The organism is Serratia sp. CY47280 (assembly GCF_052168655.1).
GTDB classification, from domain to species: domain Bacteria; phylum Pseudomonadota; class Gammaproteobacteria; order Enterobacterales; family Enterobacteriaceae; genus Serratia; species Serratia bockelmannii.
The window spans coordinates 868,520-894,933 of the sequence record NZ_JBJNMG010000001.1; the positions used below are offsets into that span (position 1 = coordinate 868,520).

A 26,414-nucleotide genomic window follows, 5' to 3' on the forward strand; every position below is an offset into this window, starting at 1 on the left:
GAAACAATCAGGGCGCCTCGCGGCGCCCTTTTTATTGCTTAATTACAGCATTTTCCTGATCACATAGTGCAGGATACCGTCGTTTTCGTAGTAGGTCAGCTCATTGCCGGTATCGATGCGGCAACGGGTGTCGACCACTTCCTTGCGCCCGTCGGCATAGGTGATATGCACCGGCACCGTCTGGCCCGGCTGCAGCTGTTGCAGGCCGCCAACGCTGATCTGCTCATCCCCGGTCAGCCCCAGGGTTTTGCGCGTCACCCCTTGCGGGAACTCCAGCGGCAAAATCCCCATGCCAATCAGGTTTGAGCGGTGAATGCGCTCGAAGGATTCGGCTATCACCACCCGCACGCCCAGCAGGCGCGGCCCCTTCGCCGCCCAGTCGCGGCTGGAGCCGGAACCGTACTCTTTACCGGCGATCACCGCCAGCGGCACTTTCTCCTGCTGGTACTGCATGGCGGCGTCGTAGATAGACAGCTGCTGTTGCGACGGAATATGGCGCGTATAGCCGCCTTCCACGCCCGGCACCATTTCGTTGCGAATGCGGATGTTGGCGAAGGTGCCGCGCATCATCACTTCGTGGTTGCCGCGGCGTGAACCGTAGGAGTTAAAATCCTGCGGCGCCACGCCGTGCTCGCTCAAGTAACGCCCCGCCGGGCTGTCGCGCTTGATGTTACCCGCTGGCGAGATGTGGTCGGTGGTCACCGAGTCGGCCAGAATCGCCAGAATGCGCGCGTCCTTGATGTCCTGCACCGGATCCGGCTTCACCTTCATGGTGCTGAAGAACGGAGGATGGCGGATATAGGTAGAATCCTCCTGCCATTGATAGGTCGCCGAACCGGTCACCTGGATCGCCTGCCAGTTGGCGTCGCCGTCGAACACTTCGCCGTATTCCTTGTGGAACATCTCGGTGCGCACTTCTTCCACCGCCTGAGCGATGTCCTGGCTGCTCGGCCAGATGTCCTTCAAATAGACCGGCTGACCGTCATTACCCTCGCCCAGCGGCTCTTTGGTCAGATCGATCTTCATGCTGCCCGCCAGCGCATAAGCCACTACCAGCGGCGGCGAGGCCAGCCAGTTGGTTTTCACCAGCGGGTGGATGCGCCCTTCGAAGTTACGGTTGCCCGACAGCACCGCGCCCACGGTCAGATCGCCCTCTTTGATCGCCTGCTCGATGGGATCCGGCAGCGGCCCGGAGTTGCCGATACAGGTGGTACAGCCATATCCCACCAGGTTGAACCCCAGCTCTTCCAGATAGGCGGTGAGTTTGGCACTGTCAAAGTAGTCGGTCACCACTTTGGAACCCGGCGCCAGCGAGGTTTTTACCCAGGGTTTGCTGCGTAGCCCTTTCTTGACGGCGTTTTTCGCCAGCAGGCCGGCCGCCATCATGACGCTCGGGTTGGAGGTGTTGGTGCAGGAGGTGATCGCCGCAATCACTACCGCGCCGTCGCGCAGTTCGTGCTGCTGCCCGTCCAGCGTAAAGGTTTTGCTGTCGGTATTGGCCTTGTGGCCGCCGATATCCAGCTCGGTCGCGGCCGTGAACGCCTGCGGCACATTCGGCAGCGCGACGCGGTCCTGCGGGCGCTTTGGCCCGGCGAGGCTGGCTTCCACGGTTGACATGTCCAGCGCCAGTGAGCTGGTGAAGACCGGTTCATCACCCGGGTTGCGCCACATGCCCTGCGCTTTGGCGTAGGCTTCCACCAGCGCGATTTGTTCGGCGCTGCGGCCGCTGAGCTTCATATAGCCGAGCGTAACGTCATCCACCGGGAAGAAACCGCAGGTGGCGCCGAACTCCGGCGACATATTGGCGATGGTTGCCCGGTCCGCCAGCGGCAGATCGGCCAGCCCATCGCCGTAAAACTCGACGAACTTGCCGACCACGCCGTGCTTACGCAGCATTTGAGTCACCGTCAGCACCAGGTCAGTGGCGGTAATGCCCTCGCGGAGCTTGCCGGTCAGCTTGAAGCCGACCACGTCCGGGATCAGCATCGACACCGGCTGGCCCAGCATCGCCGCTTCCGCTTCGATGCCGCCGACGCCCCAGCCGAGAATGCCCAGGCCGTTGATCATGGTGGTGTGGGAATCGGTGCCCACCAGCGTATCCGGATAAGCCACGCGGCGGCCGCTTTCGTCGCTGTGCCACACCGTTTGGCCGAGGTATTCGAGGTTGACCTGGTGACAGATGCCGGTGCCCGGCGGCACCACGCGGAAGCGGTTGAAGGCTTTCTGCCCCCAGCGCAGGAAGGTGTAGCGCTCGTGGTTGCGCTGCATTTCGATACGCACGTTGTCTTCGAAGGCGTTATCGTCGCCAAATTCATCGACGGTAACCGAGTGGTCAATCACCAGATCCACCGGCGACAGCGGATTCACCTGGTCGACGTTGCCGCCCAGTCGCCGTACCGCTTCGCGCATCGCGGCCAGATCCACCACCGCCGGAACGCCGGTAAAATCCTGCATCAGCACGCGCGCCGGACGGTAGGCGATCTCACGGTCAGCATGGCCGGTTTGCAGCCAGGCGACGATGGCCTTGAGGTCGTCAACCTGCACGGTGTCACCATCCACATGGCGCAGCAGGTTTTCCAACAGCACTTTCATTGATTTCGGCAACCGGTCGATAGCACCCAGCTGCTTTGCCGCCAGCGGCAGACTGTAATAGTAATATTCGCTATTCAGCGCAACCAGCTTATCCATACTTGTTTCACGAAGATCGGACGACATAGCTCCTCCATTTCTTATTGTGACTAAAACAGGGTAATCAGTGAGGTCTTGTTTAAAGATACCACAAAGATAAGTTAACGTTTTGATAACAACACGATTTGATCACAACGATAGGTGGGAACAATCAGCGGAAAGGAAGTGCGAGCCCAGCCAAGGGGTTAGGCAATACGCCAACAAAAACGCCGCAACGATGCGGCGCTTTGGCAGGGAAAGGTTAGCTACAACAGCTCAGCGGGGAAATCCATCTCCACAACCGCCAGCTGATTCTTACGCCCCTTCTTTACCTTGATGTCCATCCCTTTACGCAGTAGATGCATCTGGCCTGGTTGAACCAGGGCCTTGGCAGTGTGGAGTCGGGTGTCGCCCGGGAGATAAAAATCAACGTCAAAGAAAAAGTCATTGCCATATCGAGTGTTGGTTTGCCGACAGGATTCGAGGTGTGAGGCGATAATTTCACCTTGCCAGCTGTCCTTGTTGAGATAGTTTTTAACTGCAGACATCTCGGTCGAGTTACCGCCGTTGTTTTTAAAAATACAGTAAAAGAAAATGCCCATCACGACAGGGGTGGCGATCCCCGCATACAGGAAGTACTTCGACATATCAGCCAGAGACATAAGCGTGCTGCTCCATTTTATGTAATTATAAACAATGAGTTATTCGTTACATTCAGCGTTCTGTTGCTGATATTGGTCACCTCGACATTCACCACCACCCCGTTCGTTTCCGTTTTGAACGCCGTCTTTGAAAACTCTTTCAGCTTATAAGAATTGGATAGCCCCGTCAGGCCGTTGGACACGCCAACGATGCTGCTGGCTATCGCCGATGCCGATACGCTATTACCGGTAATGCTTTCACTGAAGGCAGTCACGGTCAGGCTGTGCAGCTTGGGATTGAACACGGACTCCGGCGCTTCGAGGCTGATCTTTTCGCCGCTGACAATTTTGATCTGATGCGGGCTGTAAATCGTAATGGTTCCCGCGTTGACGTTTTGCGTCCAGTCGCCGCTATTGATATTGGTGGTAACGCCGTCTTTGATCGTTTCGTTGACGCCGCCCTTGATCTCGCTGGTAACGCCCCCCGTGATGTTCTCTTTATGGCCGCCAGCGCCGATCGTAACGTCCCGCCCTTTATCCAGGGTCTCAGTCAGTTTGCCGGAGACATGGTGGCTTTCATTCCCGTCGATATCGCTGGTACGGTCGCCTTTGATCGTTACCTTGTCACCGCCGTCCTTAATGTCGAACGTCCGCCCTGCCTTGATCTCCGTAGCGACACCGCCATTAAAATAGCCGGTTTCTTTTTTATCCACCGTGGTGGTGCGCTGGCTCTTGTAATGGAAGGTGGCATTGCCCGTCACTTCGTCTTGCTGTTGCTTGAGGATAGTTGTCGACCGGTTACCGTCAATATTGACCTGCTGGTCATTTTCCACCGAAACCTTCATATCCTTTTCGGAGTGCAGTTCCACGGCCTCGCTGCCCACCTTATCTTCGAAAAACAGATAGCTGGCATTGTCCCGGCTTCCGTCCTTACTGCGAGTCATAAAGCCCATTTGCGTAGCCGCCGCCGGCAACACCCACGGCGGCATGCTCGCTTCATTGTAGACGCGCCCGGTGACAATCGGCCGATCCGGATCGCCATTGATAAAGTCCACCACCACTTCATCACCGACGCGCGGTATCTGTACCGAACCGAACCCTTGCCCCGCCCAGGCACTCGAGACCCTCACCCAGCACGAACTGGTATCATCCCCTTTGGCGCGGCGATCCCAGTGAAACTTCACTTTTATCCGGCCGTATTTGTCCGTCCAGATATTCTCGCCGACGGGCCCCACCACCTTGGCCGTTTGCGGGCCATAGGTGCGCGGCCACGGCGTCACCGTCAGCGGACGAAAGACGGTAGCAGCCGGGATAACCGTAAAGTCGATGCGATGAATTGTCTCTCCTTCTTCGCCGCTGGCGTAGCGGTTCTCGGAGAACGTGTAATCGGCGGCCGTCGTCAGGTATTCGCCGTTATCGCTGAAAAACGGGGCGTTGATCAGGGTAAAGGTATAGCCCGGCGCGATTCCGATCGCCGTTGCTGTGCCGTGTACCTGCTGATGTTCCACCTGCCAGCGTTCCTGGCGCACGCGTGCGTAGAATTCTCCATCGGCGTGCTCGACATAGCGGCCCGGCCAATCGTAGACGTCGATGCTGCCCGGCATCGGCGAGGCCGGGTTTTGGCGAGCCTGGAACAGCCAGGCGTTCGGTTTGCGAAAGTCATAGTCGTCCAAACCGTAAATGCCCGGCGTTACGCTGTCTTCCGGTGCCCATTGGCCGATGCCCTGCTCGAGGGTGCTGCCGCCAGACGGAGTCTGATGGTAAGGGATCGTCTCGTAGCCGCTAAACGGCTGATACTGCCCTGCCGCATCCGTCAGCACCAGCGTGTGGCGGCCCGCCTCATGGCGAAAATGGTAAACAATACCCTCCAGCTCCATGAGGCGGCTGATAAAATCGAGACTGCTCTCCTGATACTGAACACAGTAATCCCACACCCGATAGCGACCGGTGAGTTTATCCTCTACGTTCACCTGATATTCGCTGAGCAAAGCATGCACCGTTTGCGGCACCGTCTGCCCCTGGAAGATGCGCAGATTGCGATCCCGCTTCATCGGCCATAGATCCGATTCCACCGTCAGCGTATACACAGCATAACGCGTGCCACTTAATTCGACGGCACTGACGGCAACGCGGGTCACTTTGCCATTGATATGGCGATCCGCTGACAGCAGTCCCGTCGGTAGATTCACCGTGACCGGTTGCCCCAACAGCTCGCTGCGATTAATGCGGGCATCCCGTCCCAGCAAGGTCAGCGTAAGCGCAAACGGCTCGGACAAGGCCTCACGGCCCGCCAGCTTCCAAAAAAGCAGGCCCTCAACGGGCAATTGAACAGAGATACGGCTGGTCATGAGATAAGCGGCTCCGCTGGCAATTGGTTAGCATTACTTTAACTTCCGAGAGAAAAAAAACTCTTTGCCAGAACAAAAACACTTTGTTTTCAGATGATTCCTAACAAGGAAGACATAAGCTGTCTTAAGCCAGAATGGGCATTATTCAGAAACTTAGTGGAAATGACAGAGGGAGTCGGTCTGACGTTAAAGCGCCATAACGCGTTCCCCCAACCAAGATTGGATTAGCGCAGCTTGCGAATGGGGTGTGTTATGGCGCAGGGTTTTACGCATAAAAAACCCGGAGAGGCGCAGGCCTGTCCGGGTGTTGTTTGATGTCGTCAACGCTGGCGGCTATTTAATCGGCAGCTTGATGTCCTTGAACATCGCTTCAATCTCTTCGTTGGAACGCAACGCCACCGCGCTGTCGACCACGTCGCGCGTCAGGTGCGGCGCGAAGCGCTGAATAAAGTCGTACATGTAGCTGCGCAGGAAGGTGCTGCGGCGGAAGCCGATCTTGGTGGTGCTGTAGGTGAAGATATCGCGCGCATCCACCGTCACCAGATCCGGATCCTGCACTGGATCCACCGCCATGCTGGCGATCACCCCCACCCCCAGTCCCAGACGCACATAGGTTTTGATCACGTCGGCGTCGGTGGCGGTAAAGACGATGCGCGGCGTCAGGCCGGCGCGGTTGAAGGCGGTGTCCAGCTCCGAGCGGCCGGTAAAGCCGAAGGTGTAAGTGACGATCGGGTAAGCCGCCAGTTCTTCAATGCTGATGCTGCTTTTGCCCGCCAAAGGATGATCGGGCTTCACCACCACCGCACGGTTCCAGTGGTAGCACGGCAGCATGATGAGATCGTCGTACAGGTGCAGCGCTTCGGTGGCGATGGCGAAATCGGCGGTGCCCTTGGAGACCGCTTCGGCGATCTGCGTCGGCGACCCCTGGTGCATGTGCAGCGAGACGCGCGGGTAACGCTCGATAAAGCCCTTGATCACGTTGGGCAAGGCGTAGCGAGCCTGCGTATGCGTGGTGGCGACGTACAGCGAGCCTTTGTCCGGGTAAGTGTGTTCACCGGCAACGGCTTTGATGGCGTCCACTTTGGACAATACTTCACGCGCGATGCGAATGATTTCCTGGCCGGCGGGGGTGACCTGGGTCAGGTGCTTGCCGCTACGGGCGAAAATCTGGATGCCCAGCTCATCTTCGAGCATGCGCACCTGTTTACTGATGCCGGGTTGCGAGGTATAGAGCCCTTCTGCCGTCGAGGAGACATTCAGGTTGTGGTTAACCACTTCCACAATGTAACGAAGCTGCTGCAATTTCATATCTTATACCATCCTAGGTTAAACACTGCGGCTTACCCGCAGCCAGGTATATCGGTGTCGCCCCGGTATGCTGAAACTCACAAGCCATAAACACCGTGTTCTACCCTGATGGTGAAGAAAGCGCCGTTGTTAATAAGCTTTAATAATAAAAAAACTTTTTATATAACCACTATACCACGTTGCAGCTTCAAGTATAGATCCGCGTCACACTATGATAACGATTATTTTGCATTGGTATCAACGTGAAACGGCGGTGTCGGAGGGATAAAAACAGCAAAGGATAGATCCGTTTGCCCCTTTTCACCAATAAAAAACCAGCCGCCAGGGCTGGTTTTTCATCTTACAGGCAGGACATCAGCCTTACTTCTTGCCTTCAACCCACTTGCCGTCCACGTAGAACGCAGACCAACCGGTCGCCTTGCCGTCTTTTTCAGAAGAGACGTACTGCTGCTTGGTTTTACGGCTGAAACGCACCAGCGTTTTATTGCCTTCGGCATCCGCGACCGGCGCATCGGCCAGATAACGCAGTTTCTCCGGCAGACGATCCTTGAAGCGAGCCAGCTCTTCCACCAGCGGCGCGCGGGTTTCGCGCGATTTAGGGAAGGTATTGGCCGCCAGGAACACGCCGGCAGCGCCGTCACGCAGCACGAAATAGGCGTCGGACTTCTCGCACGGCAGCTCTGGCAACGGTACCGGATCTTCCTTCGGCGGCGCGACATCGCCGTTACGCAGGATCTTACGGGTGTTTTTGCAGTTCTCGTTGGTGCAGCCCATGTACTTGCCGAAGCGCCCCATTTTCAGGTGCATTTCCGAGCCGCATTTGTCGCACTCCACCACCGGGCCGTCATAGCCTTTCAGGCGGAACTCGCCCTCTTCGATCTCATAACCGTCACACGCCGGGTTGTTACCGCAGACGTGCAGCTTACGCTGGTTGTCGATCAGATAGCTGTCCATCGCCGTACCGCATTTCTGGCAGCGGCGGCGTGCGCGCAGCGCGTTGGTTTCCGCGTCGTCGCCTTCGAGGATGTTGAGCACTTCCGCTTCAGGCACCAGGTTGATGGTGGTTTTGCAACGCTCCTTCGGCGGCAGCGCGTAGCCGGAACAACCGAGGAACACACCGGTGCTGGCGGTACGGATGCCCATCTTGCGGCCGCAGGTCGGGCAGTCAATGCTGGTCATCACCATCTGGTTAGGCCGCATGCCACCTTCTTCCGGATCCTTCTCCGCCGTTTCCAGCTGCTCGCTGAAGTCGACGAAGAATTCGTCCAACACCGCTTTCCACTCGGCCTGGTTGTTGGCGACCTCATCAAGGCCGTCTTCCATACGCGCGGTGAAGTCATAGTTCATCAGCTCGCGGAAGTTCTCTTCCAGGCGATCGGTGACGATCTCGCCCATTTTCTCGGCATAGAAGCGGCGGCTTTCCACCCGCACATAACCGCGATCCTGAATGGTCGAGATGATGGAGGCGTAGGTGGACGGACGGCCGATACCGCGTTTTTCCAGCTCTTTCACCAGTGAGGCTTCGCTGTAGCGCGCCGGCGGCTTGGTGAAGTGCTGGCTTGGGATCAGTTTCTGCAGATCAAGTTCGCTGCCGATTTCGACGTATGGCAGAGTGCGATCTTCATCGCCCTTGCGCAGCGCCGGCATCACCTTGGTCCAGCCGTCAAAGCGCAGCGTACGGCCCTTGGCGCGCAGTTGATAATCGCCGGCTTTCACCGTCAGCGTGGTGGAATCGTATTGCGCCGGTGTCATCTGGCAGGCAACGAACTGGCGCCAGATCAGCTGATACAGCTTCTGCGCGTCCGCCTCCATGTCTTTCAACTGCTCGGCGAGCACGTTCACGTCCGAAGGACGGATCGCTTCGTGCGCTTCCTGCGAATTCTCTTTGCTGCTGTACTGATTCGGCGCCTTCGGCAGGTATTTGTCGCCGAAGTTGTCGCCGATGTAGCCACGCACCATGTTGAGCGCATCCTGGCTCAGGTTGGTGGAATCGGTACGCATATAGGTGATGTGGCCGGCTTCATACAGCCGTTGCGCCATCATCATGGTTTTCTTCACGCCGAAGCTCAGGCGGGTACTGGCGGCCTGTTGCAGCGTGGAGGTAATGAAAGGCGCGCCCGGCTTGCTGCTGGTCGGTTTGTCTTCGCGATCCAGCACCGTATAACGGGCTTTTTCCAGCAGCTTGACCGCGGCGTGAGTCTGCTCGCGGTTGACCGGCTTGAACGGTTTGTCGTGCGCATGGGTCACTTCCATCTGCAGCGCGGTTTCACCCTTCGCCAGCAGATCGGCATGCAGTTCCCAGTACTCTTCCGGCACGAACGCCTTGATGTCTCGTTCGCGCTCAACCACCAGACGCACCGCCACCGACTGCACGCGGCCGGCGGACAGGCCGCGGGCGATTTTCTTCCACAGCAGCGGCGAGACCATATAGCCCACCACGCGGTCCATAAACCGGCGTGCCTGCTGCGCGTTAACGCGGTCAATGTTCAGCTCGCCCGGCTGTTTGAACGCCTGTTGGATTGCGTTTTTGGTGATTTCGTTAAACACCACGCGGCTAAAGCGTTTGTCATCCCCACCGATCACTTCCCGCAGGTGCCAGGCGATGGCTTCCCCTTCGCGGTCAAGGTCGGTTGCGAGATAAATGTGGTCGGCGTTTTCCGCCAACGATTTTAACTCGGCGACCACTTTTTCTTTACCCGGCAGGATTTCATAATGCGCTTTCCAGCCGTGGTAAGGGTCGACGCCCATGCGATTTACCAGCGCCGCCTTCTCATCTTTTTTAACTTTTTTCTTGGCTTTGTCTTCGGTTGAGTCAGCGCTCTTTTTGCTGGCTGAGCCACTGGTCGGCAAATCACGGATATGACCGACGCTGGACTTCACCACGTAGTCACTTCCTAAATATTTATTAATAGTTTTGGCTTTTGCCGGGGACTCAACTATTACGAGAGCTTTACCCATATTTACCTTTACCTAATTTATTTCTTCTAAAAAGAAGTCTTTTATCTCGCCGTGCCGCGGCAATTCGTGTCTCTTTTTTTATATTGCGGCAGTCTGGCAAGAGATCAACAGATTTTTTTCTTTTGGTTGCCCAATTGCTCAACCTGAACGCAAGTTGTTGATCCTGCCTGCTATTCACCCATGCCCCAGAAGTATGGCTGTGTGAGTTTTATTCATGGCGTAAACAAAACCTTCCACCCGACGCCGCAAAATCCCACACTGTACCTGATAAAAAGCGTCACGCAACCTAATTAGCACGGAAAGGCAGATTTCGCCAACCGGCGGCCGCCCATGGCCATCCAGACGGCAAATAAACCTTAGTCGGTTTGCGGATAAAAGCGAACCGGCGTTAGAATATGCGCAGCGTTTTTTGTTTGGAGTCTAATAAATGCACAAGAATACTGCACCTATCGGCCGCGAGGCCCTACTGGCGGAAGCAAATAACATCATCCGCCAACACGAAGATTATCTGCACGGCATGATCGCCACCGACGTTGAACAAAAAAGCGGCGTTTTAGTTTTTCGAGGCGAATACTTTTTGGATGCCGACGGATTGCCCACCGCCAAAACCACCGCGGTATTTAATATGTTTAAACATTTGGCCCATCTGCTTTCGGAAAAATACCACCTGGTCGATTGAGTAAAGAAAACGGGGGCACCTGGCCCCCGTTGATTCCTGCTCTCATCGCCGTTACAACAACGGCTTTTCCCCACGCTGCCACCAGCGCAACAGCAAACGATCGACGCTTTCCGCCGCGCTGCCGGTGAAGCGATCCATCAGGCGTTTGCGGCGCGTGTAGCGCACGGCGATCACTTCGTGGTTATCCAACTCGGCGATCAGCAAATCGTCGCTGGTGCCGATGGCGTCGATCAGCCCCTTTTCTTTGGCCTGAGAACCGAACCAGTGCTCACCGGTGGCGACGCTATCGATATCCAGCGACGGGCGCTGCTCATGCACGAAGCGCTTGAACAGTTCGTGGGTTTCGTTCAGATCTTCGCGAAACTTCTCGCGCCCTTGCTCGGTGTTTTCACCGAACAGCGTCAGCGTGCGTTTGAACTGCCCGGCGGTGTGCAGCTCCACGTCGATGTCATTCTTTTTCAGCAGGCGGTGGAAGTTCGGGATCTGCGCCACCACGCCGATGGAACCGATGATGGCGAACGGTGCCGCCACGATGCGATCCGCGACGCAGGCCATCATGTAGCCGCCGCTGGCCGCCACTTTATCCACCGCTACCGTCAGGCGAATGCCGCCCTTGCGCAGGCGCTCCAACTGCGAGGCCGCCAGGCCATAGCCATGCACCACCCCGCCAGGGCTTTCCAGGCGCAGCAGGACTTCATCCTGCGCCGACGCCACCGCCAGCACCGCCGAGATCTCTTCACGCAACGACGTCACCTCGTGCGCGTCCATGCTGCCTTTGAAATCCAGCACATACAGGCACGGCTTGGCCACTTCCACCGCGCCGGACTTGGCGCGCTGCTTCTTCAATTTGTCATCAGATTTGGTCTGCTTCTTGAACTGTTTCAGCCAGACCTTCTGCTCGGCGGCATCCATGCGCGCCAGGCGCATATCGCGCTGCATCTCGCGATACTGTTCGCCGAGGTCGGTCAGCTGCAACTCCCCTTTTTGGCGGCTCTTGCGTTGCCCCAGGCTGACCGCCAATATGGCCAACGCGGCGATGGCGAGCACCACCGTGGCGACCTTGGCCAGAAACAGGCCATAAACAGATATAAACTCCACAGATTCCGCCTTTATTTACAGGTTGTTAGTATACTTCTTTCCATTCTAGCCAACCGCAGCGGCTGCTGTCGCGGCTAAATGAAAATTCATTGCGCACGGAGCATCACTATGGGGACGATTTACGGTCGAACCAAGCCGCCGCTGCCGCGCTTTTGTTACAAAAGAATGCCATTTCAGCCTGCTACGCATTGAAAATGCCCGCGGATTAAGGCATATAACACCCATTATTCATCAATACGATGAGACGGATTCGCTGCGCGGCCCGCAGACGGTCGAGCCTTTGCTCCCGCCCCGGCCGCGCGTTTCACCCTTGCTCCCCGATATTCGCGGGAGAACAGCCACCCAGGCGAGGATGTATCGTGCATTACCAACCCAAACAAGACCTGCTCGAACAACGTATCATTTTAGTTACCGGCGCCGGTGACGGCATCGGCCGTGAAGCGGCGCTGACCTACGCGCGCTTCGGTGCCCAACTGGTGCTGCTGGGCCGTACCGAGAGCAAACTGCTGGCGGTACAACAAGAAATTGCGGCCCAGGGCGGCGCCCCGGCCTTGGTGGTGACGCTGGACTTGCTGCACGCCACTCAGGAGCAATGCCGGCAGATAGCCGACGATCTGGCTAGCCAGATCCCCCGCCTTGACGGCGTGCTGCACAACGCCGGCCTGCTCGGCGACATCGCGCCGATGGCCGAGCTGTCGATGACCATGTGGCAAGAGGTGATGCAGGTTAACGTCAACGCCACCTTTATGCTGACCCAGGCACTGTTGCCACTGCTGCTGAAATCCCACGCCGGTTCGCTGGTGTTCACCAGCTCCAGCGTCGGGCGTACCGGCCGCGCAGACTGGGGTGCCTATGCGGTGTCGAAGTTCGCCACCGAGGGCATGATGCAGGTATTGGCCGACGAGTACAAAACTCGCAATTTGCGGGTGAACTGCATCAATCCGGGTGGCACCCGCACCAAAATGCGCGCATCCGCCTTCCCACACGAAGACAAGAACAAACTGAAGACCCCCGCCGATATCATGCCGTTGTACCTGTATCTGATGGGCGAGGACAGCCGCCGCAAAACTGGCATGAGCTTCGACGCGCAGCCGAATCGTAAACCCGGCGCGGCCGAATAATAAGGAGCGTTTCATGGCGGAAGATCGTCATCAACAGCGCCAGCAGCGCCTGAAAGAACAGGTTGATGCGCGCATCGCCGCGGCGCAGGATACTCGCGGCCTGCTGCTGGTGTTTACCGGTAACGGCAAGGGTAAAACCACCGCCGCCTTCGGCACCGTCACCCGGGCGGTTGGCCACGGCATGCGCGCCGGGGTGATCCAGTTCATCAAGGGCGAATGGCCCAATGGCGAAAAGAATCTGCTACAGCAACACGGCGTTGAATTTCAGGTAATGGCCACCGGTTTCACCTGGGAGACGCAGAACAAGGCAGGCGACACCGCCGCCTGCCAGGCGGTGTGGCAGCACGGTAAACGCATGCTGGCCGACAGCAGCCTGGACCTGGTGCTGCTGGACGAAGTGACCTACATGCTGACCTACGGCTATCTGGAACTGGACGAGTTGAAGGAAGCGCTCCTACGGCGCCCTGTGCACCAAACGGTGATCCTGACCGGGCGCGGTTGCCATCGCGATCTATTGGAACTGGCTGATACGGTCACGGAGATGCGACCGGTGAAACACGCGTTCGACGCAGGCGTGAAGGCGCAACAAGGGATCGATTGGTAACAAAAAGTTCTGGCCCCGAACGGGGCCAGAATGAGGGATTAGCTGCGTTTGCTTGGCTTGCCCGGTTTACCCGGTTTGCTGCCAGGCGCGCTGCGGCGGCCGCTGCCGGCTACCTGCGAGTGGCGCTTGACCGCACGGCGGATCTGGTTAGCCTTCACGCGGCGGCGCTCACGCTCCACCGGCATTTTGCTGACCGTTTCCGGCTTCAGTTCCACCAGCTCGCGCAGGTAGTTGATCGCCGGCAGGTCCAGTTCGGCCCAGCCGCCGCGCGGCAGGCCTTTCGGCAGATCGATGTCGCCGTAACGCACGCGGATCAGGCGGCTCACCTGCACGCCCACCGCTTCCCACAGGCGACGCACTTCACGGTTGCGGCCTTCGGTCAGGGTCACGTTGTACCACTGGTTGAGGCCTTCACCGCCCTGGAAGCTGATAGTGCGGAAGGCGGCCGGGCCGTCTTCCAATTGCACACCCTTGCTCAGCTGCTTCACTTTCGCATCGTCAACCTGGCCGAACACGCGTACCGCGTACTCACGTTCCACTTCACGGCTTGGATGCATCAGACGGTTGGCCAGTTCGCCATCGGTGGTGAATAGCAGCAGACCGGAGGTGTTGACGTCCAGACGCCCTACCGCCACCCAGCGTGAACCGCGCAGCTTCGGCAAGCGATCGAACACCGTCGGGCGGCCTTCAGGATCGCTGCGGGTACACAGCTCGCCTTCCGGTTTGTAGTAAGCCAGCACCCGGCAAACCACCTCTTCGGATTCTTTGATCGACAGGACATGACCATCCAGACGAATTTTCATCGCCGGGGTCACTTCAACGCGGTCGCCCAGCTTGGCGACCTTGCCGTCGACGCTGACGCGCCCGGCTTCAATCATGGTTTCGATTTCACGACGCGAGCCATGCCCGGCGCGCGCTAATACTTTCTGTAACTTTTCGCTCATTGAGCAACCTCTAATGTCGCCTTCACAGGCGTCGGGGGGATACCGTCGTGGCCAACAGCCACAACGGTCATAATACGTTTATCAGGATCGAACCGTGTATTATACAGGCTTTCTAAGGTGTTGAAACCCACTTTATCGGCGGTGTCCCCCTTCAGACGGCGTTCACGGCGCCAAAAAATCCTCCACAGCCCACAGCACCGAGTCAGGCCGTTCCAGAATGCCGAGGTGAGTACGGGCCTCCCCGAGACGCACCACGGAGAAAAACGGCTGCTCGGCGGCAAAGGCCTGCTGTTGCCGCAGATAGTCGTCACGGCGATCCAACGAGTAGATGTGCCGGCACGGCGGCGGTGCGCTCATTCCCGCCAGGCGTTGCAGCGGTGAGCCGAATTGCCGATAGGCCTGTTCGATGGCCACGCCGGCGGCACGCCAGAGCCGGTAATCTTCCTGCGCCATCTCAACCTCCAGATGGCGTTTGACCCGATCGTGGCGGATGCCGCCCTGCCAGAAGTCGAACAAGGCGTCGCGCGCCGCCAGCCACCGCTGCGGCTCCTGCATGCGGCTCACCGCCGTAAAGAACGCCGGTTCCGGCTGCGTCATGATCCAGTCGAGAAACACCATGCCCTGCACCCGCTGCGGCAACGCTTCAGCCAACGCTACCGCCAGCCAGCTGGCGTGCGCCACCGACAGGGTGACCACGTTATCCAAACGCAGCGCCGTCAGCAGTTGGCGCACATCCTCCAGCAAATCGTCCGCCGTCAGCGACATCTCCGCGGCTTTCGACGACAGGCCATGGCCCCGCCAGTCGATGTTGATCACCCGATAACGTTCGGCCGCCAAAGCAATGAACGGCTCGAACACGGTTTTCGGTTCGCACCAGCCGGGCAACAGCACCAGCGTGAGCGGCCCTGAGCCGATATCCTGATAGTCGAGCATCATGTTGGCACTGTGAAATGCGGTCATATTACCTCCTGCGCGTCTCTCCCCGACCCGTTCGGGAAATACCGACGGGAATAAGGTGACAGCGCAGCAGGCATTGATCTATTGAAGTTCGTGCGGAATGCGCCCCGAGCGCACCTTAAGAAAAAATGCGCACTAATTGGAACGGGAACTTAATGGCGCACGCAGGGATAGGCAGCGCTTAATGCCAGCATGATCACCGACGGAGCGGAATAATGCAGTTGCTCTGGGTGCTCGTTCAAATACTTCATCACCGCGTCGGCGGCGACGCCGATGCTCATCCCGGCAGCCGGACAGATATTGCGATTGCCCTGCATAGAATAGGTATCGAATACGCCGGCGACGTATCCCATAAACATGCCACCATTCAGCGCTTCGGCCACGGTGGCTTCACCGCTTTTATTTTTTACGTAACCGCCGGATTCCGCCAGCAAACCGCTGCCTGAATAAAAACCCGCATTTGCCATTGAGGAAAATAATAAGGCCGCTAAAAAAGAAACCTGTTTAATCATTGCTGCGCATCCTGCCCATTATCAATTCTGAAGTAATCAAGAATAGCGGCTTTCACGCGAAATAGCCTCGCTTCAGCCGATTTTCAGACAATGGGCAAGGTGGCAACCTTTTACATCAGCGGAAAGGCGCCGCGTCGCCCGCCCCTTCGCGCACCACTTCCGGCGTGGATTCGGTCAGATCGATAACCGTAGTCGGCTGTTGGCCGAGGAAGCCGCCGTGGATCACCAGATCGACCACCTTGCCCAAATGATCGCTGATCTCTTCCGGATCGGACTCGGCAAAATCATTGCCCGGCAGCATCAGGGTGGTGGACATCATCGGTTCGTTCAACGCCTCCAATAGCGCCAGCGCGATCGGGTTTGAGGGCACGCGCAGGCCGATAGTTTTACGCTTTTCATTCATCAGGCGGCGCGGCACTTCTTTGGTCGCCTTCAGAATGAACGTGTAGTGGCCCGGCGTATTGTTTTTGATCAGGCGGAAGGCCGTGTTATCGACGTGCGCATAGGTCGATAATTCGGACAGATCGCGGCACATCAGGGTAAAGTTGTGGTTGCCGTCCAGTTGACGGATGCGGCAAATGCGCTCCATCGCCGCCTTCTCTTCCAGCATGCAACCCAACGCATAGCCGGAATCGGTGGGATAAACGATCACTCCGCCCTTGCGTAGCACGTCGACCGCCTGGTTAATCAAACGCGGTTGCGGGTTGTCCGGATGAATATAAAAAAGCTGACTCATGACTTGCTCCTAAAATGATGCCCGCGCGCGTTGCCACGCGCGTAAAATCAGACCGCCTGGCCCGGTTGCGGCCAATCGCGCCACACTGGCTCGACACCGCCCGGCAGCCACAGCTTGCGCCCCAGTTCGATCCACGAACAAGGTTGATGGAAATCAGAGCCTTGCGAGGCCAACAGGTGGTAGTCCTGCGCGTATTTCGCCAGCTGCGCGCGCTCATGCGGCGCCTGCTGACACTGCGCCACTTCCATGGCGTCGCCGCCGTGTTCGGCGAAATGCGCCAGTAAACGTTTCAACCACTTCGCGGTCAGATCGTAACGGCCGGGATGCGCCATCACCGCCTGACCGCCCGATTGATGAATCGCATCAATGGCTTGTTCTATTGTACACCACTGCGGCGGCACGTAGCCGGTTTTGCCCTTGGCCAAGTATTTCTTGAACACCTGCGCCATGTTGTTCGCCACGCCAAGCTCCACCAGGTAACGGGCGAAATGGCCGCGGGTGACCGCGCCGGCGCCCGCCAGCCGTTGCGCGCCGGCATAGGCGTCAGGGATCCGCGCTTTACCCAGGCGCACGCCAATCTCCTGCGCCCGCCAGTTGCGGCGTTCGGTTTGTTCCGCCAACAGTGCCACCAGCGCCGGATGCGTGACGTCCATGCCCAACCCAACGATATGAATTTCATGATTTTCCCACAGCGTCGAGATTTCAACCCCGTTGACCAACCGCAACGGCAACGCCTGCTCCGCAATGGCCGTGGCGGCCTCGGCCAATCCGGCGGTGGTATCGTGATCGGTGATCGCCAGCACGCCTACACGCATCTCGACCGCCCGCAGTACCAGCTGCGTCGGCGTCAGATAACCGTCGGAGGCGGTCGTGTGGCTGTGGAGATCGTACAGAGTAAAAGCGGTGGATGGGGGGTTACTGTCTGTCAAAACGGCTATCCGGCAATGGCTTGGTTTTCTATCATACCCGCGATCGACGGCCGGACGGAAATCTATTCTGCCCTGGCCGCAGGCGCCAGGCGGATGATGAATAGAATTCACGCTGGCCGCTAAAACATTGTGCAAAAAGAGGGTTGACTTTGTCGCCGCGAACCAGTTAACTAGTACACAAGTTCACGGCAACGGCCGTGTCAGATGAGCGTTAACAGAGAGAGTCGGCAAATGAACAACTATATTTCTCTTCACGGTTGGTGGCGTACCTCCCTCTTGCGGGCGGTGTAATCGCGCATAGCTGTCATCTGACAATGCAGATTTCCTGAGCCCGCACTTGATGCGGGCTTTTTTATGGACAGAATTCACTGGAACCACCGATGATGAACACCAAACCACAACTGACATTGCTGAAGGCGCAAGCCAGCTACCGGGGCGACCCCACCACCCTTTTCCACCAGCTGTGCGGCGCCCGTCCGGCCACCCTGCTGCTGGAGTCGGCGGAAATCAACAGCAAACAGAATCTGCAGAGCCTGCTGGTGATCGACAGCGCGCTGCGCATTACCGCACTGGGCCACACCGTCAGCGTGCAGGCACTGACCGCCAACGGCGCGGCGCTGCTGCCGCTGCTGGACGAAGCGCTGCCGCCTGAGGTACGCAACCAGGCACGCCCCAACGGCCGCGAGCTGACCTTCCCGGCGATCGACGCGGTGCAGGACGAAGATGCCCGCCTGCGCTCACTGTCGGTGTTCGACGCGCTGCGTACGCTGCTGACCCTGGTGGACTCTCCGGCGGACGAGCGCGAAGCCGTGATGCTGGGCGGCCTGTTCGCCTACGATTTGGTCGCCGGTTTCGAAGATCTGCCGGCACTGCGCCAGGATCAGCGCTGCCCGGACTTCTGCTTCTATCTGGCTGAAACGCTGTTGGTGCTTGATCACCAACGCGGTACGGCCCGTCTGCAGGCCAGCGTCTTCAGTGAACAAGCGAGTGAAGCGCAGCGTTTGCAGCAACGTCTGGAACAACTTCAGGCCGAGTTGCAACAAACCCCGCAGCCGATCCCGCACCAAACGCTGGAAAACATGCAGCTGAGCTGTAACCAGAGCGACGAAGAGTACGGCGCGGTGGTCAGCGAGCTGCAGGAAGCGATCCGCCAGGGCGAGATTTTCCAGGTGGTGCCGTCGCGCCGCTTCACCCTGCCGTGCCCGGCGCCGCTGGCGGCCTACCAGACGTTGAAAGACAACAACCCCAGCCCGTACATGTTCTTCATGCAGGATGATGACTTCACCCTGTTCGGCGCTTCGCCGGAGAGCGCGCTGAAATACGACGCGGGCAATCGCCAGATCGAAATCTACCCGATCGCCGGCACCCGCCCGCGCGGACGCCGTGCCGATGGTTCGCTGGATCTGGATCTCGACAGCCGCATTGAGCTGGAAATGCGCACCGACCACAAAGAGCTGGCCGAGCACCTGATGCTGGTCGATCTGGCGCGCAACGATCTGGCACGCATCTGCCAGGCCGGCAGCCGCTACGTGGCCGACCTGACCAAAGTGGACCGCTATTCGTTCGTCATGCACCTGGTTTCCCGCGTGGTGGGCACCCTGCGCGCCGATCTCGACGTGCTGCACGCCTACCAGGCCTGCATGAACATGGGCACCCTCAGCGGCGCGCCGAAAGTGCGGGCGATGCAGCTGATCGCCGCCTCAGAAGGCACGCGCCGCGGCAGCTACGGCGGCGCGGTGGGCTACTTCACCGCCACCGGCGATCTGGATACCTGCATCGTCATTCGCTCTGCCTACGTTGAAGACGGCATCGCCACCGTGCAGGCCGGCGCCGGCGTGGTACTGGACTCCATCCCGCAGGCGGAAGCCGACGAAACCCGTAATAAAGCCCGTGCCGTGCTGCGCGCCATCGCCACTGCGCACCATGCCAAGGAGGTGTTCTGATGGCCGATATCCTGTTGCTCGACAACGTCGACTCCTTTACTTACAACCTGGTCGATCAGCTGCGCGCCAGCGGCCACCAGGTGGTGATTTACCGTAACCAGATCGCCGCCGAGGTGATCATCGAACGCCTGGAGCACATGACCCAGCCGGTGCTGATGCTGTCGCCGGGCCCCGGCACGCCGTCCGAAGCGGGCTGCATGCCGGAACTGCTGCAGCGCCTGTGCGGCCGGCTGCCGATCATCGGCATCTGCCTCGGCCACCAGGCGATCGTCGAAGCCTACGGCGGCCAGGTCGGCCAGGCGGGTGAGATCCTGCACGGTAAAGCCTCGGCGATCGTTCACGATGGCGAAGGCATGTTCGCCGGCATGGCCAACCCGCTGCCGGTGGCGCGCTACCACTCGCTGGTCGGCAGCAACATCCCGGCCGATCTCACCGTCAACGCCCATTTCGGCGAGATGGTGATGGCGGTGCGCGACGACCACCGCCGCGTGTGCGGCTTCCAGTTCCACCCGGAATCGATTCTGACCACCCATGGCGCGCGCCTGCTTGAGCAGACCCTCGCCTGGGCGCTGGCGAAGTAATATAAGGAACACGACGATGCAACCTATTCTTGAGAAACTGTACCGCGCCGAGTCGATGAGCCAGCAGGAAAGCCAACAGCTGTTCAGCGCTATCGTGCGCGGCGAACTGGAACCTAGCCAACTGGCGGCGGCGTTGATCAGCATGAAAGTCCGCGGCGAGCGCCCGGAAGAGATCGCCGGCGCCGCCAAAGCGCTGCTGGACGACGCTCAGCCGTTTCCGCGCCCTGACTACCCGTTCGCCGATATCGTCGGCACCGGCGGCGACGGCACCAACAGCATCAATATTTCCACCGCCAGCGCCTTTGTGGCGGCGGCGTGCGGCGCGAAAATCGCCAAACACGGCAACCGCAGCGTCTCCAGCCGTTCCGGCTCTTCGGATCTGCTGGCGGCGTTCGGCATCCGTCTGGATCTGCCGGCGGAAGAAGCGCGCAAGGCGCTGGACGACCTCGGCGTGTGCTTCCTGTTCGCGCCGCAGTACCACACCGGTTTTCGCCACGCCATGCCGGTGCGCCAGCAGCTGAAGACCCGCACGCTGTTCAACGTGCTGGGCCCGCTGATTAACCCGGCGCGTCCGCCGCTGGCGCTGATCGGCGTATACAGCCCGGAACTGGTGCTGCCGATTGCCGAAACCCTGCGCGTGCTGGGTTATCAACGTGCGGCGGTGGTTCACGGTGGCGGCATGGACGAGGTGGCGATCCACGCCCCGACGCACGTAGCGGAATTGAACAACGGCGAAATCAGCAGCTACCAGCTCACGCCGCAGTCCTTCGGATTGGAAACCTATCCGCTGGAAGCCTTGCTGGGCGGCACGCCGGAAGAAAACCGTGACATTTTGGCGCGGCTGTTACAAGGTAAAGGCGAGCCGGCGCACGCCGCGGCGGTCGCGGCCAACGTCGCGTTGCTTCTGAAGTTATTCGGACATGAAGACCTGCGCCAAAATGCGCGGCAGGCACTGGATATGATCAACAGCGGGCAGGCCTATGAGCGTGTCATCGCACTGGCGGCAAGAGGATAAATGATGCAGGAAACCGTGCTACACAAGATTGTCCGCGACAAAGCGCAATGGATCGCGGCGCGACAACAGCAACAGCCCCTGGCCGGCTTTCAGAATGACATCGTACCGAGCGAACGCAGCTTCTACCACGCGCTGCAGGGCACCCGGACGGCTTTCATTCTCGAATGCAAGAAGGCCTCGCCTTCCAAGGGGCTGATTCGCGAGAGCTTTGATCCGGTGGAGATCGCCACGGTCTATAAAGATTTCGCCTCGGCGATCTCGGTGCTGACCGACGAGAAATACTTCCAGGGCAGCTTCGATTTCCTGCCGCTGGTCAGTAAGACCGTCAGCCAACCGGTGTTGTGCAAAGACTTTATCATCGACCCGTATCAGATTTACCTGGCGCGCTACTATCAGGCCGACGCCATTCTGCTGATGCTGTCGGTGTTGACCGACGAGCAGTACCGCCAGCTGGCCGCGGTGGCCCACAGCCTCAATATGGGCGTGCTGACCGAAGTGATCAGTGAAGAAGAGCTGCAGCGGGCGATCGCGCTGGAAGCGCGCGTGGTCGGCATCAATAATCGCGATCTGCGCGATCTGAGCATCGATCTGGACCGTACTCGTCAACTGGCGCCGCGCGTGCCGCATGGCGTGACGGTGATCAGCGAGTCGGGCATCAACAACTATGGGCAGATCCGCGAGCTGAGCCATTACGCCAACGGCTTCCTGATCGGCAGCGCGCTGATGTCTGAACCCGATCTGCGCGCCGCCGTGCGCCGCGTGATCCTGGGCGACAACAAAGTGTGCGGCCTGACCCGCCCACAGGACGCCGCCGCCGCGTATCAGGCGGGCGCCATCTACGGCGGGCTGATTTTCGTCGGCCGCTCCCCGCGCTACGTGGATATCACCCGCGCCCGCGAAGTGATTTCCGGCGCGCCGCTGAAGTACGTCGGCGTATTCTGCGACGCCCAGGTCGAGACCGTGGCGTTGACCGTTGAGCGCCTCGGTCTGCACGCGGTGCAATTACACGGCGCGGAAGACCAGGCTTATATCAGCGCCCTGCGCGCCCGCTTGCCGGCCGATTGCCGCATCTGGAAAGCGCTGAGCGTGAAAGATCGGGTGCCGGCGCGCGATTTGCAGTATGTCGATCGCTACCTGCTCGACAACGGTGCCGGTGGCACCGGCCAACGCTTCGACTGGTCGGTATTGCAAGACGAAGATCTGACTAACGTGATGCTGGCGGGCGGCCTGCGCGCCGACAACTGCGTCGAAGCGGCCAAGCTCGGCTGCGCCGGGCTGGACTTCAACTCCGGCGTGGAAAGCGAACCGGGCATCAAAGATCCCGCGCGCCTGGCCTCGGTCTTCCAGACCCTGCGCGCCTACTGAATACGGCTCAACATTAATAACGGATAATAACGGGAACTCTCATGACGCTGCTTAACCCCTACTTCGGCGAATTTGGTGGCCAGTATGTGCCGCAAATTCTGATGCCGGCCCTGAAACAACTGGAAGAAGCCTTTGTCAGCGCTCAGCGCGATCCGGCGTTTCAGGCCGAATTCATCGATCTGCTAAAGAACTACGCAGGCCGCCCGACGGCGCTGACGCTGTGCAAAAACCTCACCGCCGGCAGCAACACCAAGCTTTATCTGAAGCGTGAAGACCTGCTGCACGGCGGCGCACACAAGACCAACCAGGTGCTGGGCCAGGCGTTGCTGGCCAAGCGCATGGGCAAAACCGAGATCATCGCGGAAACCGGCGCAGGCCAACACGGCGTCGCGTCGGCGCTGGCCTGCGCGCTGCTCGGCCTGAAATGCCGCATCTATATGGGCGCCAAAGACGTCGAGCGCCAGTCGCCGAACGTGTTCCGCATGCGGCTGATGGGCGCGGAAGTGATCCCGGTGCACAGCGGCTCCGCCACCCTGAAAGACGCCTGCAACGAAGCGTTGCGCGACTGGTCCGGCAGCTATGAAACCGCGCACTATATGCTCGGCACCGCCGCCGGCCCGCACCCGTACCCCACCATCGTGCGTGAATTCCAGCGCATGATTGGCGAAGAGACCAAAGCGCAGGTGCTGGAGCGCGAAGGCCGCCTGCCGGATGCGGTCATCGCCTGCGTCGGCGGCGGCTCCAACGCCATCGGCATGTTCGCCGATTTTATCGATGACGCCGACGTTGGGCTGATCGGCGTGGAACCCGCCGGTCTGGGCATCGAAACCGGTCAGCACGGCGCGCCGCTCAAGCACGGCCACGTCGGCATCTACTTCGGCATGAAGGCGCCGATGATGCAGACCGACGAAGGCCAGATTGAAGAGTCCTATTCGATTTCCGCCGGGCTGGACTTCCCATCCGTCGGGCCGCAGCACGCCTACCTGAACAGCACTGGCCGCGCCGAATACGTGTCGATCACCGACGACGAAGCGCTGGAAGCGTTCAAGGCGCTGTCGCGCCATGAAGGCATCATCCCGGCGCTGGAATCCTCACACGCCCTGGCGCACGCGCTGAGAATGATCCGTGAAACGCCGCAGAAAGAGCAAATCTTGGTGGTCAACCTGTCCGGCCGCGGCGACAAAGACATATTTACCGTTCACGACATTTTGAAAGCACGGGGAGAAATCTGATGGAACGTTATCAGCAACTGTTCACGCGTTTGGAAAGCAGCAAGGAAGGCGCCTTCGTCCCGTTCGTGACGTTAGGCGATCCCAATCCGACGCTATCGCTGCAGATTATCGACACCCTGATCGAAGCCGGTGCGGACGCGCTGGAGTTGGGCATCCCCTTCTCCGATCCGCTGGCGGATGGCCCCACTATCCAGAGCGCGACGCTGCGCGCTTTCGCCGCCGGCGTCACGCCGACCCAGTGCTTCGAGATGCTGGCGGCCATCCGCCAGAAGCACCCGACCATTCCCATTGGGCTGCTGATGTACGCCAATCTGGTGTTCCATAAAGGCATCGATGCGTTTTACCAACGCTGCGCCGAAGTGGGCGTGGATTCGGTGCTGGTCGCCGACGTGCCGTTTGAAGAGTCTGCGCCGTTCCGCGCCGCGGCCATTCGCCACGGTATCGCACCGATCTTCATCTGCCCGCCGAACGCCGATGACGATCTGCTGCGTGAAATCGCGTCGCACGGCCGCGGCTACACCTACCTGCTGTCGCGCGCCGGCGTCACCGGCACCGAAAGCCGAGCGCAGCTGCCGTTGCATCACCTGGTGAACAAGCTGCGCGAGTATCACGCCGCGCCGCCGCTGCAGGGCTTCGGCATCTCCGAACCCGAGCAGGTGAAGGCGGCGCTGCAGGCCGGGGCCGCCGGCGCGATCTCCGGCTCGGCAATCGTCAAAATCATCGAACAGCACCATGCCAACCCGGCGGAGATGCTGACTAAGCTGGCGGCCTTTGTCAGCAATATGAAGCGCGCCACCCGGGCGTGATCCTCTTTAGCGAGCGCCCTGCCGGCGCTCGCTTTAACAGCTTGTTTCCCCTCAAAGTTTGTTCCATTTATTTACAGCAAAAATTTGAACAAAACCCAGTCTTGTCTCACAATGAACTTTGTTCGCTATGCATTTCTTCGTTTGATTTGGGGAATGCGCTCGCTGCGGCGAAAAACCGTAGCGAATTTCAACCATAACATTGCATGGAGAGTAATTTATGAAGCTGTTTAAAACCCTTTCGGCCTTGTGCATGGCAGCCGTTGTGGCGGTCGCGGTGAGCGCTTGCGCGCCGACGGCAAAATCAGAGGGAACAGGCGGTTATATCGATGACACCGTGGTCACCACCAAAGTGAAATCGGCGTTGCTGGCGGATAAAAACATCAAGTCACGCGAGATTAGCGTGGAAACCTTTAAAGGGCGCGTACAGCTGAGCGGCTTCGTGACGTCCAGCGATGACGCCAACCGTGCGGTGCAGGTCACACGCGGCGTAGCCGGCGTGAAATCTGTTGAAAACGTGATGCAGATTAAATAATACTGACACAGGGAGGCGCAACGCCTCCCTGCTTGGAAGCCTTCATCAGAAGCGGTAACCCGCCCCGAACATGAACACCCACGGATCCAGACGCGTATCGAAGCTATGGTGCCCACCATTCGCATCGTTGAAGCGAGTTTTGGTTTCGATGTTCATCCACCACACCGACATGTTCAGCATCCAGTGCTCATCCAGGTTGTAATCCAGGCCGGCCTGCGCCGCCACGCCCCAGGAATCTTTCAGATCGAGGTCGCTCAACCCGGCGCTTTTGCCGTAGTCGTTGAACTTCTCGTCGAAGAAAGTGGTGTAGTTAACGCCGACGCCCAGGTAAGGACGCAGTTTGTCCTGCTTGTCGCCGAAGTAGTATTGCGCCATCAGCGTAGGCGGCAGTTGGTGAACGGTCGCCAGATCGGTACCGCCCAGCGTCACCTTGTGGCGGAATGGCGTTGCGGCCAACAACTCAACGCCGATGTTGTCCGTCACCATGTAACCGAAGGTCAGACCGAGCTGGGTGTTGTTTTTCGCATCCAGCGAGCCCAACCCCAGTACGTTGTCTGAACCCGCATTTGGACGCACGGTCGCGGTTCCCGCGCGGAACAGGAAATCACCGGCCTGATGCGCACTTGCCAACATAGGCGCCATCATCGTCGCCAATACCATCAGAGTTGTCTTTTTCATTATCCATTCCATTTGTGTGGTTAATCGCTCGAGGGGGAATATACCTACTTTCGGGTATTTGTGATCCCATCGAGATCACATCTTATGTGTAAAAATTTAAAATCCCACTAAAAACAAGGTTACCTAACCGTCTAATAAATCAAGGATTGATCTGCATCAAAAAAACGATTTTGTTGCAAATTATCTACATGTTCAAATTTCAGTTGCGGAGAAAAATGCGGCTGAGGTAATTTCATTTTCCGTGTTGGTTTTGGTTGGTGCCGTGAGGAGTCGGCGGGCAATCAAGATGAGCGAAATCCTTAATCCCTGTGTCAGCTGCGGCGCATGCTGCGGTTATTTTCGAGTGTCATTCTATTGGGCCGAAGCCGAAGACGGCGGCGGCACCGTCCCCCTTTCCCTGACGGAGCCTTTGAGCCCGTTCCTGCGCTGCATGCAGGGGACCAACAGCAAGTCCCCCCGCTGCACCGCGCTGGACGGCGAGATCGGCAAAGCCGTGTCCTGCTCGATCTACCTCAATCGACCCAGCCCGTGCAGAGAGTTCGATCAGTCCGGTGAAAACGGCCTGCGTAACGAAGCCTGCGATCGCGCCCGGGAACGCTACGGCCTGCCCCCCTTGCCGGTGCCCTTGCCGCTATCGCTGCCTGAGACGACGATCGTTGAAGAAATAGGCGTAGTGCAATTCGCGGGGTGCCACAGCGGCGTGGAACAGGGTACAATCACCCACTGATTTATCTCTGTTTTCCCGACGCCAAGGAGTCTG

The 26,414-nt window shown here is 58.9% G+C and carries 21 protein-coding genes, 1 pseudogene and 1 other annotated feature; of the genes and pseudogenes, 10 read left to right on the forward strand and 12 right to left on the reverse strand.

Translation table 11 applies throughout. From position 1 onward, the window contains the following. Positions 1–42: 42 nt before the first annotated feature. From acnA to topA, 5 genes are all read right to left on the reverse strand, one after another. Positions 43–2,715: an aconitate hydratase AcnA gene (acnA, locus tag ACJ8J4_RS04145; RefSeq protein WP_197835974.1), complete on the reverse strand. Its 2,673-nt coding sequence runs from the start codon at positions 2,713–2,715 to the stop codon at positions 43–45. 218 nt (positions 2,716–2,933) lie between these two features. Continuing rightward, on the reverse strand, positions 2,934–3,329 hold the full coding sequence (locus tag ACJ8J4_RS04150) for a hypothetical protein (RefSeq protein ID WP_043142513.1): 396 nt from the start codon (positions 3,327–3,329) through the stop codon (positions 2,934–2,936). 17 nt (positions 3,330–3,346) lie between these two features. Beyond that, on the reverse strand, positions 3,347–5,656 hold the full coding sequence (locus tag ACJ8J4_RS04155) for a type VI secretion system Vgr family protein (protein ID WP_043142510.1): 2,310 nt from the start codon (positions 5,654–5,656) through the stop codon (positions 3,347–3,349). Positions 5,657–5,989: 333 nt separating this feature from the next. Beyond that, positions 5,990–6,964, reverse strand: a complete 975-nt coding sequence (gene cysB, locus ACJ8J4_RS04160) for an HTH-type transcriptional regulator CysB (RefSeq protein WP_004930690.1) — start codon at positions 6,962–6,964, stop codon at positions 5,990–5,992. 360 nt (positions 6,965–7,324) lie between these two features. Continuing rightward, the gene (gene topA, locus ACJ8J4_RS04165; protein WP_004930691.1) at positions 7,325–9,922 is read right to left on the reverse strand and encodes a type I DNA topoisomerase; all 2,598 of its coding nucleotides are present in this window, start codon (positions 9,920–9,922) and stop codon (positions 7,325–7,327) included. A gap of 427 nt (positions 9,923–10,349) precedes the next feature. Between topA and ACJ8J4_RS04170 the strand changes: the two genes are divergently transcribed. Beyond that, on the forward strand, positions 10,350–10,601 hold the full coding sequence (locus tag ACJ8J4_RS04170; protein ID WP_033650243.1) for a YciN family protein: 252 nt from the start codon (positions 10,350–10,352) through the stop codon (positions 10,599–10,601). Positions 10,602–10,652: 51 nt separating this feature from the next. Here ACJ8J4_RS04170 and sohB read toward each other — a convergent pair whose 3' ends face one another. Next, complete coding sequence (gene sohB, locus ACJ8J4_RS04175; RefSeq protein ID WP_004930703.1) at positions 10,653–11,699, reverse strand: protease SohB; 1,047 nt, start codon at positions 11,697–11,699, stop codon at positions 10,653–10,655. A 359-nt stretch (positions 11,700–12,058) separates the two neighbouring features. Between sohB and ACJ8J4_RS04180 the strand changes: the two genes are divergently transcribed. Together ACJ8J4_RS04180 and cobO are read left to right on the forward strand one after the other, a co-directional pair. Beyond that, positions 12,059–12,820 carry a YciK family oxidoreductase gene (locus ACJ8J4_RS04180; protein ID WP_025303040.1) on the forward strand — a complete coding sequence of 254 codons (762 nt, stop codon included), beginning with the start codon at positions 12,059–12,061 and terminating at the stop codon, positions 12,818–12,820. A 13-nt stretch (positions 12,821–12,833) separates the two neighbouring features. Then, entirely contained in the window at positions 12,834–13,424 is a 591-nt protein-coding gene (cobO, locus tag ACJ8J4_RS04185) for a cob(I)yrinic acid a,c-diamide adenosyltransferase (RefSeq protein ID WP_025303041.1), read from the forward strand. 38 nt (positions 13,425–13,462) lie between these two features. Here cobO and rluB read toward each other — a convergent pair whose 3' ends face one another. The 5 genes from rluB to rnm all read right to left on the reverse strand — a co-directional run bounded on the left by rluB (position 13,463) and on the right by rnm (position 17,502). Then, positions 13,463–14,368 carry a 23S rRNA pseudouridine(2605) synthase RluB gene (gene rluB / locus ACJ8J4_RS04190; RefSeq protein WP_025303042.1) on the reverse strand — a complete coding sequence of 302 codons (906 nt, stop codon included), beginning with the start codon at positions 14,366–14,368 and terminating at the stop codon, positions 13,463–13,465. Positions 14,369–14,530: 162 nt separating this feature from the next. Continuing rightward, entirely contained in the window at positions 14,531–15,328 is a 798-nt protein-coding gene (locus ACJ8J4_RS04195) for an alpha/beta fold hydrolase (RefSeq protein ID WP_043142506.1), read from the reverse strand. A gap of 149 nt (positions 15,329–15,477) precedes the next feature. Next, positions 15,478–15,837, reverse strand: coding sequence for a Rap1a/Tai family immunity protein (locus ACJ8J4_RS04200; RefSeq protein ID WP_025303044.1), 360 nt, complete (start codon positions 15,835–15,837; stop codon positions 15,478–15,480). Positions 15,838–15,952: 115 nt separating this feature from the next. Continuing rightward, positions 15,953–16,573: an L-threonylcarbamoyladenylate synthase gene (locus ACJ8J4_RS04205; RefSeq protein WP_025303045.1), complete on the reverse strand. Its 621-nt coding sequence runs from the start codon at positions 16,571–16,573 to the stop codon at positions 15,953–15,955. Positions 16,574–16,620: 47 nt separating this feature from the next. After that, positions 16,621–17,502: an RNase RNM gene (gene rnm / locus ACJ8J4_RS04210; RefSeq protein WP_043142502.1), complete on the reverse strand. Its 882-nt coding sequence runs from the start codon at positions 17,500–17,502 to the stop codon at positions 16,621–16,623. 252 nt (positions 17,503–17,754) lie between these two features. Then, positions 17,755–17,858: a sequence feature (Trp leader region), on the forward strand. Between the two features lie 24 nt (positions 17,859–17,882). Between rnm and ACJ8J4_RS04215 the strand changes: the two genes are divergently transcribed. From ACJ8J4_RS04215 to ACJ8J4_RS04240, 6 genes and pseudogenes are all read left to right on the forward strand, one after another. Next, on the forward strand, positions 17,883–19,445 hold the full coding sequence (locus ACJ8J4_RS04215) for an anthranilate synthase component 1 (RefSeq protein WP_025303047.1): 1,563 nt from the start codon (positions 17,883–17,885) through the stop codon (positions 19,443–19,445). Continuing rightward, positions 19,445–21,041: pseudogene (trpD, locus tag ACJ8J4_RS04220) on the forward strand (bifunctional anthranilate synthase glutamate amidotransferase component TrpG/anthranilate phosphoribosyltransferase TrpD). The gene ACJ8J4_RS04215 and the pseudogene trpD overlap by 1 nt, the downstream one beginning before the upstream one ends. A 3-nt stretch (positions 21,042–21,044) precedes the next feature. Next, positions 21,045–22,406, forward strand: coding sequence for a bifunctional indole-3-glycerol-phosphate synthase TrpC/phosphoribosylanthranilate isomerase TrpF (gene trpCF / locus ACJ8J4_RS04225; RefSeq protein WP_025303050.1), 1,362 nt, complete (start codon positions 21,045–21,047; stop codon positions 22,404–22,406). Positions 22,407–22,447: 41 nt separating this feature from the next. Continuing rightward, positions 22,448–23,638, forward strand: a complete 1,191-nt coding sequence (gene trpB, locus ACJ8J4_RS04230; RefSeq protein WP_025303051.1) for a tryptophan synthase subunit beta — start codon at positions 22,448–22,450, stop codon at positions 23,636–23,638. Then, on the forward strand, positions 23,638–24,444 hold the full coding sequence (trpA, locus tag ACJ8J4_RS04235) for a tryptophan synthase subunit alpha (RefSeq protein ID WP_025303052.1): 807 nt from the start codon (positions 23,638–23,640) through the stop codon (positions 24,442–24,444). The genes trpB and trpA overlap by 1 nt, the downstream gene beginning before the upstream one ends. 217 nt (positions 24,445–24,661) lie before the next feature. After that, entirely contained in the window at positions 24,662–24,976 is a 315-nt protein-coding gene (locus tag ACJ8J4_RS04240; protein WP_025303053.1) for a BON domain-containing protein, read from the forward strand. Positions 24,977–25,021: 45 nt separating this feature from the next. Here the strand turns inward: ACJ8J4_RS04240 and ompW are convergent, their stop codons facing one another. After that, entirely contained in the window at positions 25,022–25,654 is a 633-nt protein-coding gene (ompW, locus tag ACJ8J4_RS04245) for an outer membrane protein OmpW (protein WP_016927514.1), read from the reverse strand. Between the two features lie 286 nt (positions 25,655–25,940). Here ompW and ACJ8J4_RS04250 point away from each other — a divergent pair, with 286 nt between their 5' ends. Continuing rightward, positions 25,941–26,381 (forward strand): YkgJ family cysteine cluster protein, encoded by a 441-nt coding sequence (locus ACJ8J4_RS04250; protein ID WP_025303054.1) that lies wholly within the window; start codon positions 25,941–25,943, stop codon positions 26,379–26,381. The last annotated feature ends 33 nt before the right edge of the window (positions 26,382–26,414 follow it).

Coding starts and splice junctions, on each gene's coding strand:
- ompW (WP_016927514.1), bottom strand. CDS start 25,654: ATGAAAAAGACAACTCTGATGGTATTGGCGACGATGATGGCGCCTATG.
- trpA (WP_025303052.1), top strand. CDS start 23,638: ATGGAACGTTATCAGCAACTGTTCACGCGTTTGGAAAGCAGCAAGGAA.
- ACJ8J4_RS04205 (WP_025303045.1), bottom strand. CDS start 16,573: ATGAGTCAGCTTTTTTATATTCATCCGGACAACCCGCAACCGCGTTTG.
- topA (WP_004930691.1), bottom strand. CDS start 9,922: ATGGGTAAAGCTCTCGTAATAGTTGAGTCCCCGGCAAAAGCCAAAACT.
- ACJ8J4_RS04195 (WP_043142506.1), bottom strand. CDS start 15,328: ATGACCGCATTTCACAGTGCCAACATGATGCTCGACTATCAGGATATC.
- rluB (WP_025303042.1), bottom strand. CDS start 14,368: ATGAGCGAAAAGTTACAGAAAGTATTAGCGCGCGCCGGGCATGGCTCG.
- trpB (WP_025303051.1), top strand. CDS start 22,448: ATGACGCTGCTTAACCCCTACTTCGGCGAATTTGGTGGCCAGTATGTG.
- ACJ8J4_RS04215 (WP_025303047.1), top strand. CDS start 17,883: ATGATGAACACCAAACCACAACTGACATTGCTGAAGGCGCAAGCCAGC.
- ACJ8J4_RS04250 (WP_025303054.1), top strand. CDS start 25,941: ATGAGCGAAATCCTTAATCCCTGTGTCAGCTGCGGCGCATGCTGCGGT.
- acnA (WP_197835974.1), bottom strand. CDS start 2,715: ATGTCGTCCGATCTTCGTGAAACAAGTATGGATAAGCTGGTTGCGCTG.
- ACJ8J4_RS04200 (WP_025303044.1), bottom strand. CDS start 15,837: ATGATTAAACAGGTTTCTTTTTTAGCGGCCTTATTATTTTCCTCAATG.
- ACJ8J4_RS04170 (WP_033650243.1), top strand. CDS start 10,350: ATGCACAAGAATACTGCACCTATCGGCCGCGAGGCCCTACTGGCGGAA.
- trpCF (WP_025303050.1), top strand. CDS start 21,045: ATGCAGGAAACCGTGCTACACAAGATTGTCCGCGACAAAGCGCAATGG.
- cobO (WP_025303041.1), top strand. CDS start 12,834: ATGGCGGAAGATCGTCATCAACAGCGCCAGCAGCGCCTGAAAGAACAG.
- cysB (WP_004930690.1), bottom strand. CDS start 6,964: ATGAAATTGCAGCAGCTTCGTTACATTGTGGAAGTGGTTAACCACAAC.
- ACJ8J4_RS04240 (WP_025303053.1), top strand. CDS start 24,662: ATGAAGCTGTTTAAAACCCTTTCGGCCTTGTGCATGGCAGCCGTTGTG.
- ACJ8J4_RS04155 (WP_043142510.1), bottom strand. CDS start 5,656: ATGACCAGCCGTATCTCTGTTCAATTGCCCGTTGAGGGCCTGCTTTTT.
- ACJ8J4_RS04150 (WP_043142513.1), bottom strand. CDS start 3,329: ATGTCTCTGGCTGATATGTCGAAGTACTTCCTGTATGCGGGGATCGCC.